General features: G+C 39.1%; 11 protein-coding genes. 2 read left to right on the forward strand and 9 right to left on the reverse strand.

Features of this window, described 5'->3' with window-relative positions:
• Positions 1-5: 5 nt before the first annotated feature.
• From F1560_RS13630 to F1560_RS13655, 6 genes are all read right to left on the reverse strand, one after another.
• Positions 6-857 (reverse strand): 3-hydroxybutyryl-CoA dehydrogenase, encoded by an 852-nt coding sequence (locus tag F1560_RS13630; RefSeq protein ID WP_149475178.1) that lies wholly within the window; start codon positions 855-857, stop codon positions 6-8.
• A gap of 20 nt (positions 858-877) precedes the next feature.
• Entirely contained in the window at positions 878-2065 is a 1188-nt protein-coding gene (locus F1560_RS13635; RefSeq protein ID WP_149475179.1) for an acetyl-CoA C-acetyltransferase, read from the reverse strand.
• Positions 2066-2176: 111 nt separating this feature from the next.
• Positions 2177-4288, reverse strand: a complete 2112-nt coding sequence (locus F1560_RS13640) for a (Fe-S)-binding protein (RefSeq protein ID WP_149475180.1) — start codon at positions 4286-4288, stop codon at positions 2177-2179.
• A 491-nt stretch (positions 4289-4779) separates the two neighbouring features.
• On the reverse strand, positions 4780-6069 hold the full coding sequence (locus tag F1560_RS13645) for a GntP family permease (RefSeq protein ID WP_149475181.1): 1290 nt from the start codon (positions 6067-6069) through the stop codon (positions 4780-4782).
• A 121-nt stretch (positions 6070-6190) separates the two neighbouring features.
• Positions 6191-7699 (reverse strand): CoA-acylating methylmalonate-semialdehyde dehydrogenase, encoded by a 1509-nt coding sequence (locus tag F1560_RS13650; RefSeq protein ID WP_149475182.1) that lies wholly within the window; start codon positions 7697-7699, stop codon positions 6191-6193.
• 52 nt (positions 7700-7751) lie between these two features.
• Positions 7752-8648, reverse strand: coding sequence for an NAD(P)-dependent oxidoreductase (locus F1560_RS13655; protein ID WP_149475183.1), 897 nt, complete (start codon positions 8646-8648; stop codon positions 7752-7754).
• A 296-nt stretch (positions 8649-8944) separates the two neighbouring features.
• Here F1560_RS13655 and F1560_RS13660 point away from each other — a divergent pair, with 296 nt between their 5' ends.
• Positions 8945-9550, forward strand: coding sequence for a TetR/AcrR family transcriptional regulator (locus F1560_RS13660; protein ID WP_149475184.1), 606 nt, complete (start codon positions 8945-8947; stop codon positions 9548-9550).
• Positions 9551-9649: 99 nt separating this feature from the next.
• Here the strand turns inward: F1560_RS13660 and argS are convergent, their stop codons facing one another.
• Together argS and F1560_RS13670 are read right to left on the reverse strand one after the other, a co-directional pair.
• Entirely contained in the window at positions 9650-11320 is a 1671-nt protein-coding gene (argS, locus tag F1560_RS13665; RefSeq protein WP_149475185.1) for an arginine--tRNA ligase, read from the reverse strand.
• Complete coding sequence (locus F1560_RS13670; protein WP_149475186.1) at positions 11317-11757, reverse strand: YwiB family protein; 441 nt, start codon at positions 11755-11757, stop codon at positions 11317-11319. The genes argS and F1560_RS13670 overlap by 4 nt, the downstream gene beginning before the upstream one ends.
• A gap of 186 nt (positions 11758-11943) precedes the next feature.
• On the opposite strand from F1560_RS13670, the gene F1560_RS13675 reads away from it, so the two are divergent.
• The gene (locus F1560_RS13675) at positions 11944-13956 is read left to right on the forward strand and encodes a transglycosylase domain-containing protein (RefSeq protein WP_149475187.1); all 2013 of its coding nucleotides are present in this window, start codon (positions 11944-11946) and stop codon (positions 13954-13956) included.
• A gap of 427 nt (positions 13957-14383) precedes the next feature.
• Here F1560_RS13675 and F1560_RS13680 read toward each other — a convergent pair whose 3' ends face one another.
• Positions 14384-14902, reverse strand: a complete 519-nt coding sequence (locus tag F1560_RS13680) for a YwhD family protein (protein ID WP_149475188.1) — start codon at positions 14900-14902, stop codon at positions 14384-14386.
• Positions 14903-14961: the final 59 nt, after the last annotated feature.

Below are 14961 nucleotides of genomic sequence, written 5' to 3' on the forward strand. Positions count from 1 at the left end.
TGTAGTTAACGATATTCATAGAAGCCTTTTCCCGTTTTTTTGCCAAGCCATCCTGCTTTCACATACTGTCTTAGCAATGGACACGGGCGATATTTACTATCTCCAAACCCTTCGTGAAGTACTTCCATAATGTATAAGCATGTATCTAGACCAATGAAGTCTGCTAACGTAAGCGGCCCCATTGGATGATTCATTCCAAGCTTCATAACTTGGTCAACATCCTTTGGTGTTGCCACACCTTCGTAAACGGTATAAATCGCTTCATTAATCATTGGCATCAGAATTCGATTTGAGACAAATCCAGGAAAATCCTTTACTTCTACTGGGATTTTCGATAACTGAAGGCTCATCGCTTGAATTGCTTCATACGTTTCATCACTTGTTTGTAAGCCGCGAATGATTTCTATAAGCTTCATAACTGGTACAGGGTTCATAAAATGCATGCCGATAACCTGATCTGGACGCTTTGTCTCTGCTGCGATTTCTGTAATCGGTAAGGAAGATGTATTCGAAGCAAGGATTGTATGTTTCGGTGTATACATATCCAACTCACGAAATACCGCTGTTTTTACGTCCATATTTTCCACAACTGCTTCAATAACCAAATCACAGGACGCTGCATCCTTCAATGTATTGGAAAGAGATAAGCGGCCGAGGGTTGCCGCTTTCTCTTCTTCTGTTAGTCTATCTTTTTCCACATTGCGTGTAAGTAATTTTTCGATGCCGTTTATTCCTGCTTGTAGTGCATCTTTGTCCCGGTCATTTAGCAGTACTTCAAACCCCGACTGTGCACAGACTTGAGCAATGCCTGCCCCCATTTGTCCTGCACCAATAACCATTACTTTTTTAATTGCCATCTTTTCGTTTCCCCTTCGTATTAGACTTTAGGAACTTCAATTAGTACAGCATCCCCTTGACCACTGCCACTGCAAATAGCAGCAATTCCAAGGCCACCACCACGACGCTTTAATTCATGGATTAAGGTTAAAATAATTCGGGCACCACTTGCCCCAATTGGATGACCTAATGCAACAGCACCACCATTAACATTAATCTTTTCAGCGTCAATTCCAGCGATTTTCCCACTAGCTAGCGACACGGCAGCAAAGGCTTCATTAATCTCAAATAGATCAATATCATCCTTTGAACACCCTGTTTTTTCAAGCAATTTATTAATGACTAGTCCTGGCGTTTGTGGGAATTTTTTTGCTTCGACAGCAACTTCTTCATGCCCTAGAATCGTTGCCAATGGTGTTTTTCCTAGCTCTTTTGCCTTGTCATCACCCATCACGACAAAAGCACATGCCCCATCATTTACACCCGGAGCATTTCCTGCTGTAATTGTTCCGTTTTTATCAAAAGCAGGACGCAAGCCCGCTAGCTTTTCAACCGTTGTATCTTTTCTTGGTGCTTCATCTGTATCTACGATGATTGGCTCACCTTTACGTACCGGGACTTCCACTGGAATGATTTCTTCAGCAAATTTCCCTACTTCAATCGCTTCAATTGCGCGTTTATGACTGCGATAGGACCATTCATCCTGTGCTTCTCTTGTTAATTCTAATTCTTCTGCGGTTGAATTACCGTAACTCCCCATATGAGCACCTGTAAATGTACATGTCAGTCCATCGTGAACCATCATATCGACCACTTTTTTATCGCCCATCCGACTGCCCCATCGGCTATCTGGCAGAAAATATGGTGCATTGCTCATGCTTTCCATTCCACCTGCTACAATGACATCCTCATCTCCAAGACGAATCAATTGGTCAGCCAGTGTCACACTGCGTAGCCCTGATGCACATACTTTATTAATTGTTTCTGATTTTACTTCCCATGGGATACCAGCCTCACGAGCTGCTTGCCGAGAAGGTATTTGTCCTTGCCCACCTTGCAAAACGGTTCCCATAATCACTTCATCAACTTCTGAACCTTCTATTCCAGCACGATGTAATGCTTCTTTAATTGCCTTGCCTCCAAGCTCCGATGCTGTAAAAGGCTTCAAACCTCCACCAAATTTTCCGAAAGGGGTTCTTGCTCCTGAAACAATCACTGTTTTTCTCATTCATTTTCATCCTCTCTTTATTATGTATGCAAAAATACTTTGATTGAACGCTCGCTCATCTTGTTTATTCAATGGATAGAGGGGGACTCCCCTCTATCAGTCTAGCATTGTTTAGGATGCTGTTCTCTCTTGGTCATCAAAATTTACAGATAATGCTAGAATTTCAGCTACGTCCATTGTACTAATATCCTCGTCAACCTCTTTTGCCTTTGTTCCATCACTTAGCATGGTTAAACAATACGGGCAGGCACTAGAAATCATCGATGGCTGTACAGCTAGTGCTTGTTCTGTACGCGCTACATTAATTCGGTTTCCTGTTGTTTCCTCTGTCCACATTAAGCCGCCACCTGCTCCACAGCACATTCCATTTTCTCGAGAGCGGTCCATCTCGACCAGTTCAAGACCTGGGATGGATGTTAATATTTCTCTAGGTGGATCATACACACCATTGTATCTGCCTAAATAGCAGGAATCGTGATAGGTTAGCTTTTCATTAATGGCACGTTCAGGCTTTAATTTTCCTGATTTCACCAAATCAAAAAGCATTTGCGTATGATGATACACTTCTGCTGTATAGCCGAAATCTGGATATTCATTTTTAAATATATTATAGGCATGCGGATCAATCGTTACGATTTTCATTACACCGTTTTTCTCAAATGTTTTAATGTTTTTCTCTGCAATTTCTTGAAATAAAAACTCATTTCCAATCCGACGTGCTGTATCTCCAGAGTTTGCTTCGGTATTTCCTAGAATCGCAAAGCTAACCCCTGCTTGATTCATCAATTTAGCAAATGCAATTGCAATTTTTTGACTACGGCTATCAAAGGCTCCCATCGAGCTTACCCAGAAAAGATATTCGAATTCTTTTCCTTCCTTTTTCAGCTCTTTCACAGTAGGAATGTATGCAGATTCATCTTCATCACGCCATTTAATACGGTCTTTTTTAGAAAGCCCCCACGGATTTCCTTGCCGCTCAATGTTCGTGACCGCTCGCTGGATATCCGAATCCATTTTTCCTTCTGTCATGACGAGATAGCGGCGCATATCAATAATTGTCCCAACATGTTCATTATTTACCGGGCAGGCATCCTCGCAATTTCGGCATGTCGTACATCCAGAAAGCTCTTCTTCTGTAATCACATCGCCAATTAGACTTGCACTTTGAACTGTAGCTGCCGCTTCGTTCTGTGCACTTGCCTGATTTCCTACTGTATTGGTAAAAGCATAGGATGGAACCCATGCGGATTTCCCAGTAATTGCCGCTCCTTTTTCCGTTAAATGATCCCGTACTTTGACCATAATATCCATCGGCGACAGCATTTTACCAGTTCCCGCAGCAGGACATACGTCTGTGCAGCGTCCACATTCTACACAAGCATAGAAATCAAGCATTTGATATTGTTCAAAATCTTCTACTTTTCCAACACCAAAAGAGATTTCTTCTTCATTCTCTTCACTATCTTCATCAATATCAAAGTCTATTTTCTCCAATTTCCCCGGAACCTGTTTACTCAAAAATACGTTAATCGGTGCTGCAAGAAGATGTGCATGTTTGGATTGCGGTACATAAACAAGGAACGAAAGCAATGTTACAGTATGTACCCACCAAGCAATATAAAACAATACCATTGCAACGTCTTGTGAGAGCCATCCTAGTGCTAGCGCAATAACACTTGGAACAGGCTCTGTCCACGTTACATCATGTCCATGCCAAAGAAGCGCCATCCCATTTCCGAATAATACAGAAAGCATTAATGTTCCAATAAAAATAAGAACGAGACCAGCTTTAAACCCCCGCTTTAGCCGGACGAGCTTTTCCATATAGCGACGATAAAACGCCCAAACAACCGCTACAAGAATCATTAATGTCACCAATTCCTGGAAGAACACAAATCCCGGATAAAGCACACCAAATGGTAAGTGGTTTCCTGGTGACAATCCTTTCACGAACATGTCAATCGCACCAAATTGGACGAGGATAAACCCGTAAAACATCATGACATGTATGATACCGGATTTCTTATCCTTCAATAATTTGGATTGTCCAAATACAATGGTCCATACTCGCTGCAAGCGTAACTTGATTTCGCCATCAAACTCGGATTTTTTTCCAAGCTTAATATAAGCAATCCGTGTTGAGACGACTTTTACGAATAAATACAGTGCATAAAACGTGATGATTAGAAATGCAATCCAGTTAATAAGCATAAATGTATTCACTGTCCGATCCCCCTTTTTTTCGTTATGGCATAATGATAGCGATTACATTTTTGGGTATATAATTTTTTATAAATCTATACTTCTACTTTAAACGTGAATGAGCATTCAGTCAACAGATTTTTGGTAAAAGATAATAAATTCGTAATTTATTATACAATAAAAGAAGATAGCCTGCTATATTTTGAATATCTATGAAATAATAGCCTTGAATTCAGGTGAAAAATTACAACTAAAACATCACAAATTTTTTAAGTCATGGTAGGCTTTAACTATCTTGATTTATAAATAATTTCAACACTTTCCTTAACTAAAATGATTGTTGTATCACATTTTTTCCCAATACTTAACTAGATACCATACGACATGATCGTGATAAAACCTTGCATCAGCCTAAATATAAAAGAACCTTTTTAAGATTCTCATTCTGTTAATACTAAAACAACCACTTATACTCGGTTGTTTGACCGAACATCGTTAAGTTGTCTATAATATTAATAAATACCGATACTCGCTAGTAAAATAGCTGGAATTAGTGATAATATCGGAAAGACTATTGCTACAACTGCAATATCTCTGTACGACTCCTTATGTGTTAAACCGGTTACAATCAGTATGGTTATAACTGCTCCATTATGTGGAAGTGCATCTAAACCACCTGAAGCAATAGATGCGATACGGTGAAATGCTTCTGGTGCTATTCCAGTTGATTCAGCTAATTCATTATATTTTTGACCCAAAGCTTCCATTGTGATTCCTAACCCTCCTGATGCTGAACCAGTTGCTCCTGATAATACATTTGCAGCAATAGACATGGAAATAAGCGGATTTGCATCAATGCCTAGAATATAATCACTTAATTTTTGGAACCCTGGAACTACGCGTACTACAGTTCCAAAACCAACCGCTGCAGAAGTATTAATCATCGCCATGACGGAATCAGATGCTCCTTGATTTAGTGACGGAATCAAACTTTTAATTTTGTTTAATGAGAATAGGATAATTAATAAAATCGCTATTAATAAACAAACGACAATATCCCATTTAAGAATGTTAAGCGTAACAATTACAGATATTAAAGGTAGTAAAGATATAAAGATATTTGGCAAATTTCCGCTTAATTTCTCTTTTGTTTCCGAATCTTTTTCTAACGCTTTAAATCCATGCCCAGCTTTCTTCAGATTATATTCTCTCTTCTTCAAATAGAGAATAGAGCCCCCACCCATTACTAAAGAAGCAGCAAGACCCATAATTGGTGCTGCAGTCGCTGCTGTATTAAAATAATCCATTGGAATTAGGTTTTGAATTTGCGGAGTTCCGGGAAGTGCTGTCATTGCGAACGTCATCATCCCTGCTGTAATTGTAGCTGGCATAAGTTTTCTTGGAATGTTCGCTTGTCTAAACATACTTACCGCAATTGGATAGACGGCAAATACAACAACGAACACACTAATACCACCGTAAGCCAAAACCGCTGAAGCTATAATAACACCAATAATTGCTTGATTTTCACCAAATAGTTTAATTATGCCTTGTGCTACGGACTGAGCCATACCACTGTATTCCATTAATTTACCAAAGATTGCCCCTAACATAAATACAGGGAACCAACTCTTCGTGAAGTCGACAAACCCTTGCATATAGGTATTTGTATATGCATCAAGTAAGTCAAGCCCACCAAATATCGCTACAACACCAGCACAAATCGGTGCAATCCAGATAATCGACCATCCACGATAGGCTAAGATGATTAGTAAAACTAGCCCTAACACAATTCCTAGCATTTGATCACCTCTTGTTTACAGGAATACCCTTATGTAATCGTCAGTATAAGGGTTAAGCTTTTGAAATCTACCCATATTGAAACCTAGAAAAAAATTGGGGCCATCTAATGGCCCCGCCTCATTAGCTGCTAGGAAAATCAAAATTAATTTCATCTGAACGAGATTGGTCAAACCACCTTTCCGAAACCGTCTTTGTTTTTGTAAAGAAACGAGCGGTATCCGGTCCGAACATTTGCCCTTCACCCAATCGTGAACCTTTCCAGCCCCCAAAGTTATGGTACCCCACAGGTATTGGAATAGGTACATTTACTCCAACCATACCTACTTCTATTTCTTGCGTGAATTTGCGAGCGTCACGACCACTATTGGTGAATATAGCCACCCCATTTCCATATTGATGGTTATTGATTAGCTGTATTGCTTCACCAATTGAATCTACTGAAACGATTGTACGTGCTGGTCCAAACACTTCTTCTTTGTATACATTCATTTCAGGAGTAACATTATCTAATAGCGTAGCCCCCAGATAAAAACCTTCCTTAAACTTCACATCAGGGTTTCTACCATCGACAACAACATTAGCTCCATCTCTTACTGCTTCATCAATCGAATTTAAGATGCTTTGTTTCGCTTCTGCGCTTATAACGGCCCCGAAATCAGCTGATTCATCGTCATAAGAACCAGGTCTAAGATTTTCAACTTTTTCTTTTAATTTTGCGGTGAATACATCTGCTGTCTTTTGCCCGACTGGCATTGCTACGGAAACAGCCATACAACGCTGTGAAGCTGAACCATATGCAGAACCTAAGAAGGAGTCAACTGCTTTATCAATATCCGCATCCGGCATAATGACCAGATGGTTTTTCCCTCCACCAAATGCATTTACTCGTTTATGATGCTTCGTTCCTACTTCATAGATAATTTCCGCTACTTTCGTAGAGCCTACAAAGCTTACCGCTTGTATGTCGTTATGTGTAATGATGGCATTAACCGTGTCCTTATCACCGTTCAATACGTTCCAAACTCCAGCAGGTAAACCAGCCTTCTCCCAAAGTTCTGAAATTAATTGAGCAGAATATGGAACTTTTTCAGATGGTTTCAATATCATTGCATTCCCCACGGCCACTGCCATTGCACTCATTGCAAGCGGTACCATAACTGGGAAATTAAATGGTGATATACATGTTACAACGCCAAGCGGCTGTTTCATTGAATAAGCGTTTATATCCCCACCAACATTTACAGAATGTTCTCCTTTCAGTATTTGTGGTGCCCCTATTGCTAAATCCACAGATTCTATTCCTCTACTTATCTCCCCTTTTGCATCAGAAATTGTTTTCCCGTTTTCCTTCCCAATTAACTGTGCCAATTCATCCGTATTCTCTACCAATAATTGGCGGAATTTAAAAAGGACTTCAACTCTTTTTCCTACAGAAGTTTTTGCCCACTTCACAGCCGCTTTTTTCGCTAATTGTACGGTCTCATCCACTTCTTCAGCAGAAGCATAAGGAACAGCAGCTATTCTCTGGCCAGTGGATGGACTGTATACATAACCATATTTATCGTTATTTCCTTTTACTTTTTCCCCATTAATATAGTGTGTTACTGTATCTAACTTTAATGTCGCCATCTAAAAACCTCCCATTTTGGATATAAAAAATTTGTTTTAAATAAAGTTTTATTTATTCACCCAATTTCACCTTTTCTTCTGTTAACATAAGATAGGCTGAAGAAATGTCCTTATCCGCATAGTCCTCAATATTTGATTCAAGGTAATTTACTAACCCTTCACCCAATGGTAATTTGCCCTCAAATGAATTCGAAACATAGTTTGCTAGTTTTAAGTCTTTTAATAGTAGTGCTGTAGTAAAAGCCCCTTCATAATATTCATCCTGAGCAATAAAGTTTTTGTAGTTTCTAGTAAAAATACCGCTTTGACCTGTACTGACATTTACAATTCTATAAACAGTATCATGGTCCAAACCTGCTGCGTCCGCGATAGATAGAGCTTCTGCGACGGCCTGTGTATGAATTCCGGCCATTAGATTATTAATTAATTTAACAATAGTTCCTAATCCATGATCTTCCCCAACATGGAATATATTTTTTCCGATTGTTTTAAGGTATGGTAATGCGAAACTATATGTTTTTTTATCCCCTCCGACCATCACACTCAGAGTTGCTGCCTCTGCTCCAGATACACTTCCACTAACTGGAGATCCTAGGTATTGAATCCCCTTTTCCAATGCAGCTTTTGCTACTTTTTTATTTAGTTCTGGAGAGATTGTACTTAAGTCAATTATAGTTAAATTTGATTTTCCATTCTCCACTAGTCCCTCGATTCCTAAATAAACATCTTCTACAACCTTTGGTGTTGGTAGACTAGTAAAAATGATAGTTACTTCATTTGCCAACGTGGCAGTAGTAAACCCAACTATTCCGCCAATTTCTGCAAATCGTTTTTCATTTTCTTTGTTTACATCTACTCCGTAAACAGTGTAACCTGCTCTCAGTAAATTGTTAGCCATCGGAAAACCCATATTCCCTAATCCAATAAAACCTACTTTCTTTGTTTCCATTCAGATCTCTCCTTTAAAATTTCCAACGACGCAGAAAGCGCTATCATTTTATAGTTTGTTTTATGCGTTTCTATTTCGATTGAAACTACCCCTTTTTAGAAAATGCATATTGATTATTCTATAATTATTGATCTCCTTTCATTTTAATGATTTTTCACATACCAAAGTCAAATACTGCGGTCACTTAAATTTATTAATTAGAATAATAAACGTAAAATTTAAAATAGTCAACACTTTTCTGTTGAATTCTTTATTTCAAAGATATTATGCTATTATTAAAAAAGGGGGAGTATATTATGTCACGTATGACAGCAAGAAAATTAAAAGCCCTAGAGACTAAGAAAGCACTTTTAGAAACAGGACTGGAGCTGTTTCACAAAAAGGGTTTTGATAATGTAACAGTAGATGAAATAGTAAAAAGTTGTCATGTATCTAAAGGTGCATTTTATGTGCATTTTAATACAAAATATGACATTTTTAATGAGAAATTTAAGGATATTGATAATTTTTATTCCACATTTCAACAAGGAATCCCCAAAAATATTAAAGCAAGCGAAAAAATCCTTATGTTTTACGAAGCTCAAATGATCTATTTACGTGATGAATTGGGGAAAGATTTAATTAGAACTGTATATATGAACGCTATGTCGCTAACAATTAACAAAAATCATTATTTAGCTGATCCAGATAGAAACCTATACAAAGTAATTAATTCCTTTGTTCAGGAAGGAATTGAGAATAATGAGTTTAAGGGAGGATTAACAACTGAGGAAGCATCAGCATTAATTACTAGGTGTATGAGGGGTACTATCTATGATTGGATTATTTTTGGGGAAGAATTTGATGTTGTACAGGAAATGACAACTTTCACAACTACTGTTTTGAACGGGTTAAAAAGGTAAGGGTTTTATTTAACACTTGGGATCAAACATTAAAAGACACACGCTATTTTGAATGTGAAATAACGTGTGTCTTTATTGTTAGCACCTTAAGAGAATCATTTACATTTTCTCCGGCGCCGATACGCCAATCAGTGTCATTGCATTTGCAAGTGTAATACGAACAGCTTTCATAAGAGCAATTCGTGCCTGTGTTCTTTCTTTATGATCCGCATCTAATACTTTCTCAGCATTGTAAAAGCTGTGCAGTGCGGAGGATAAATCAAAAACAAACTGTGTAACTTTATGTGGTGTATGTTTTTCAGCAGCATCTGCAACAACTTGTGGGAGTTGACCTAATTTTTTCAGTAGATCTACTTCCTTTTCTGCTGTTAGTAAGGTTACATCAATGTCCCCATCTACTGCAAAGCCTTTATTTTTCGCTTGTTCTAGCATCGTGCAAATACGGGCATGTGCGTATTGAACGTAGAAAATTGGGTTGTCATTGGACTGGGAACGTGCTAAATCCATATCAAAATCAAGCTGCGAATCATTAGAACGGGTAACGAAGTAATAGCGAACTGCGTCAATGCCAACCTCTTCCATTAACTCTCTCAATGAAACAGCTTTTCCTGTTCGCTTACTCATTTTAACTTTTTCGCCGTCTTCAAATAGGTTTACCATTTGAATGATTTTTACATCGAATTTCTCAACCGGATAGCCGAGTGCTTGAATTGCTGCGCGCATTCTTGGAATGTATCCATGATGGTCGGCTCCCCATACGTTAATAATGGAATCAAATCCGCGATCGAGCTTGTCCTTGTGATAAGCGATATCCGGTGTTAAGTACGTATAGCTACCGTCTTGCTTAATAAGAACACGGTCCTTATCATCACCGAAATCTGTTGTGCGGAACCACATCGCACCATCTTTTTCATACGTGTAATTCCCTTCCTCAAGCTTATCAAGCGCAACAGGAATTTTATTATCCTGATAAAGGGAACGCTCTGAGAACCAATTATCAAATTCAACACGGAACGCTTTTAAGTCTTTTTCAATATTTTCAAGGGATGCTTTCAATCCATATTCTTTAAAGAAAGCGAGTCGCTCTGCTTTATCCTTAGAAGCAAATTCATTGCCATATTCAGCAACAAGCTTCTTTGCAATCTCAATGATTGCTTGTCCATGGTAGCCATCTTCTGGCATATCAACTTGTTCACCAAGCTCTTGCAAATAACGTGCTTCCACGGAATATCCAAGATTATCAATTTGATTTCCTGCATCATTGATATAATATTCGCGCTCCACTTTATACCCTGAAGCAGTAAGTACATTACAAAGCACATCCCCAAATGCCGCATTACGGGCATGTCCTAAATGCAAGTCCCCTGTTGGATTTACCGAAACGAATTCAACCTGTACACGTTCGCCATTTCCAGTATTTGTTTTCCCATAATCTTCTCCAGCTTCTAAAATCGTTGGAATGATTTCGCCAAGAAAATCATTTTTCATAAAGAAATTAATAAATCCAGGTCCAGCAATTTCGACCTTGTCAATCGACGCTTTTGACTGATCTAGAGTTGCTACAATATCATCAGCAATTTGACGCGGTGCTTTTTTAGCGATTCGTGCCAGTTGCATCGCAATATTTGAGGCAAAATCACCATGTGCCTTATCCTTTGGTTTTTCCAATATAATTGCAGGAAGCTCTTCTTCTGTCGCTAGCTTTGCTTGTATAACAGCTGCAGCGATTTCCTGCTTCAATGTACTTTCTGTTTGTTCCAAAACGTTCATTGATTTTCCTCCTCTTGATATGCCAATTTCAATGTATGTTTTCGTTTATCCTGCCCATTTAATTTTACCGTATAATGTATCGTCAATGTACCTTCTGTTCCATTGCTCGCTTTTTTATACACAATGACTTCGGTATATGTTTCCATATGTATTTTACCATGGGGATGGTGATATATATTCTCCGTTATCTGGTCAGCCTGAAATTTTTGATTCATTTTAACTGCCCCAGAACGATTGATACTAACCTTGTGTGGATGGATGGTAAGCAAGTTTTTAATCGTAGAACCATCTTCCAAGGTTTCTTCAAAAATCAATACATCCATATTGTTTTTCTGAAAAAAATCTCCCTGGTGGCTCTGCTTCGTACGCTCCAGTTGTCCATCATCATTAATGGTTGTTTCCAATGTAATAGTTAACCTTTTTTGGGGTGCATCCATACTATCGCCTCTTGATTCATATAATGTCCCTATTATAGCGATAAAATAGTGTGATAAGCAATAAAAAGATGCAATTACGCTTCCTTATCATTGCAAGAAAGCTACATTTTTTCTGTGCCAAGTTTATTTCCATGTCTCTTTTCCCATAATGGTGAGAACAAAGCTTTTACATTGGAGATTACGAGCATGCGATTTTTCCCGAAAAAATTTCTCTATAAAATCATACTTACACTAATTTCTATAGGTGTCTTTACAATTGCTGCAATTTATTTAGCGGCCTTCCTTTTAGGTCCGCCCAAACTGGCAAATGATCAAGCGACCATTATTTATGATCGCGAGGAAGAAGTGATTAGTGAACAACACGGTGGCCTTACAAAACACTGGATTAGCTTAGATGAGATATCTCCTGCGATTATTGATGCTACATTACAAACGGAGGACCAGCATTTTTTTGAACATCAAGGGTTTGATTTGAAACGAATTGCTGGTGCTATTATGAAAAATATCCGTAATAGCTCGTTAAAAGAAGGCGCGAGCACCATTTCCCAGCAATATGCGCGCAACCTTTATTTATCCCCTGAAAAAACATGGACACGAAAGCTAACGGAAGCATTCTATACCATACGTCTGGAAATGTTTTATTCCAAGGAGGAGATTCTCGAGGGCTATTTAAATACGATTTATTATGGGCATGGAGCATATGGAATTGAGGCGGCAAGCCATTATTTCTTTGATAAAGAAGCGAAAGCATTATCTTTAGCTGAAGCAACTATGCTCGTTGGAATTCCAAAGGGGCCGACTTACTACTCTCCTTTAAACAATGAAGAGAATGCAAATCGGCGCCAGCAGCAAATCTTGAAACATCTACTGGATGAGAAGTATATTTCTGAGGCAGCATATGTTGAGGCTATTGAAGAAGAGCTGAATTATTCGATTACACCAGAGCCTGTAGAAACAGCACCCCATTTTCAAGATACAGTTTTACAGGAAGCTGCTTTATTATTAGATTTAAGTGCAGATGAAGTTCGTGCCGGCGGGTTTCGTATATACACAACATTAAACCGGGAATACCAGCAAAATCTGGAAGAACAAGTACGTGCAACAATTAATCCTTCTAGTGAAGTGGAGACGGCAGCTATTGCAATGGATCCTGCTAGTGGCGCAATTCTCTCCTTGATTGGCGGAAAGGATTATGCAGAAAGCGCTTATAATCGGGCAATGAGTTCCAAGCGAATGTCGGGCTCAACCTTTAAACCTATTTTATATTACGCTGCATTGCAATATGGCTATACACCAAGCACGAAATTAATGAGCAAACCAACTTCTTTTGCATTAGGTGATGGGAATAGCTATCAACCGAGTAATTTTAACGGTTATTATGCAAATAAGCCGATAACACTGGCCCAAGCACTTGCTTTGTCCGATAACGTCTATGCTGTCAAAACAAATATGTATCTTGGTCCTGAAACATTAATTGAGACAGCTAGAGAATTTGGCCTTCGTGGGGATTTTCCAGCTGTTCCTGCATTGGCATTGGGTACAGCTTCTGTTTCTGTTAAGGAAATGACGAGCGCTTACGGAATGCTAGCAAACGGGGGACGGTCAATTTCCGGGTATACGGTAGAGAAAATTACGGATCGGAATGGTAAAGTAGTTTACGAGCATGAGGATATATCAGAACAAGTACTTGATTCGAAAAAAGCATTTATTTTAACACATCTCATGACAGGGATGTTTGATGTTGAAATGAATGGCTATACCTCTGTAACGGGTGCGACAATTGCAAAAGAGCTTAGTCGCCTATACGCCGGGAAATCTGGAACAACCGATTCGGATAGCTGGATGATTGGCTATAGCCCTTCCCTTGTAACAGGTATATGGGTAGGTTACGATGATAACCGAAATATGGAGCTCGTTGCTGAGTCAGCCTATGCAAAAGAGATGTGGGCAGGCTTTATGGAGTATGCTCATGAAGGGATGGCACAGGATGTTTTTGCTATGCCATCTGGTGTTGTTGGCATCCCGATTGATCCCGAAACCGGCGCACGTGCGACGCCTAACTGTGACGCAAGTAGAATTATGTACTTTGAAAAAGGTACGGAGCCGAGAAATTATTGCTCCGAACATCCGGTTGAAGAAGAAGGTGTAAATGAAGATGACAAGGGCTTTTTCGAGCGCTGGTTTGATCTGTTTAATTAATGATTTATAAGTGTTAGATGTGCGGAATGGTGCTTTATTTTCGGAAATGGTGCTATAACGGCGTGGGATCGTGCTTTATTTTCAGAAATGGTGTCATAGGAGCGTGGAATGGTGCTTTATTTTTGTAAATGGTGCCATAATGGCGTGGAATCGTGCTTTATTTTTGGAAATGGTGTCTTAACGGCGTAGGATGGTGCTTTATTTTCAGAAATGGTGCTATAGACGAGTGCTTTACGAGCGTTATCAGTAGAAGGCAATAAAACAGCCAACTTTCAAGGTGAGTCCGTTTTCACCTGAAGGCTGGCTGTTTTATTGTCCTAGTAAACATGAGTTAGTCCATGTACCAATAGTTTACAAATTATTGTCACAAAGTACAATGATTTAACAAATGATTCACGATTCAGACACAAAATTGTCAAATTCTCTATTACAGTGGAAGTGATTCTTTTAATTCGTCTGTACTGTTCTCCCACATGTCACTGTTAAAATCGATAAGGAAATCTCTTAACAGATTTTTCGAGTGCTCATCCATATGATCAACGATGATATGCCCTTTAAGCGATTTTTCCATATGTTTGACATGCTGGCCCATTGATTTGTAGGCACGTCTTATTTCGCGATCAACACGGATTTCACAGCCTGTTACACCGGAATAGTAAGGACCATTTTCTCCGCGTGCCACGTTTACCCAAACGATCCAATATAGCTTGCCGTTTGGCACTTCATTTCTATCAGGTAGCCACTTCACTCGGCGTTCTACTTCACTACGTGCATGCATCGCTCCCATGTCTACGTATGCTTTATTTTCATTTGGATCGACAATCACGGATGACATGTTTTCCAAACTGATTGCACCAACGCCATAGCCGCCATGGCCATCTGTGGAATCATCCTTAATAATCGTAAAGCTATTCTTCTTTTTATTCGAAGATTGATCTGAGCTCATAAATGATCCTCCTCCATTATTACTAGTTGCTATTGTAGCATAAGGCAATCCTGTTTGAG

Origin of the sequence: Oceanobacillus polygoni (genome assembly GCF_008304605.1) — a bacterium.
In the GTDB taxonomy this organism is placed as follows: domain Bacteria; phylum Bacillota; class Bacilli; order Bacillales; family Amphibacillaceae; genus Oceanobacillus; species Oceanobacillus polygoni.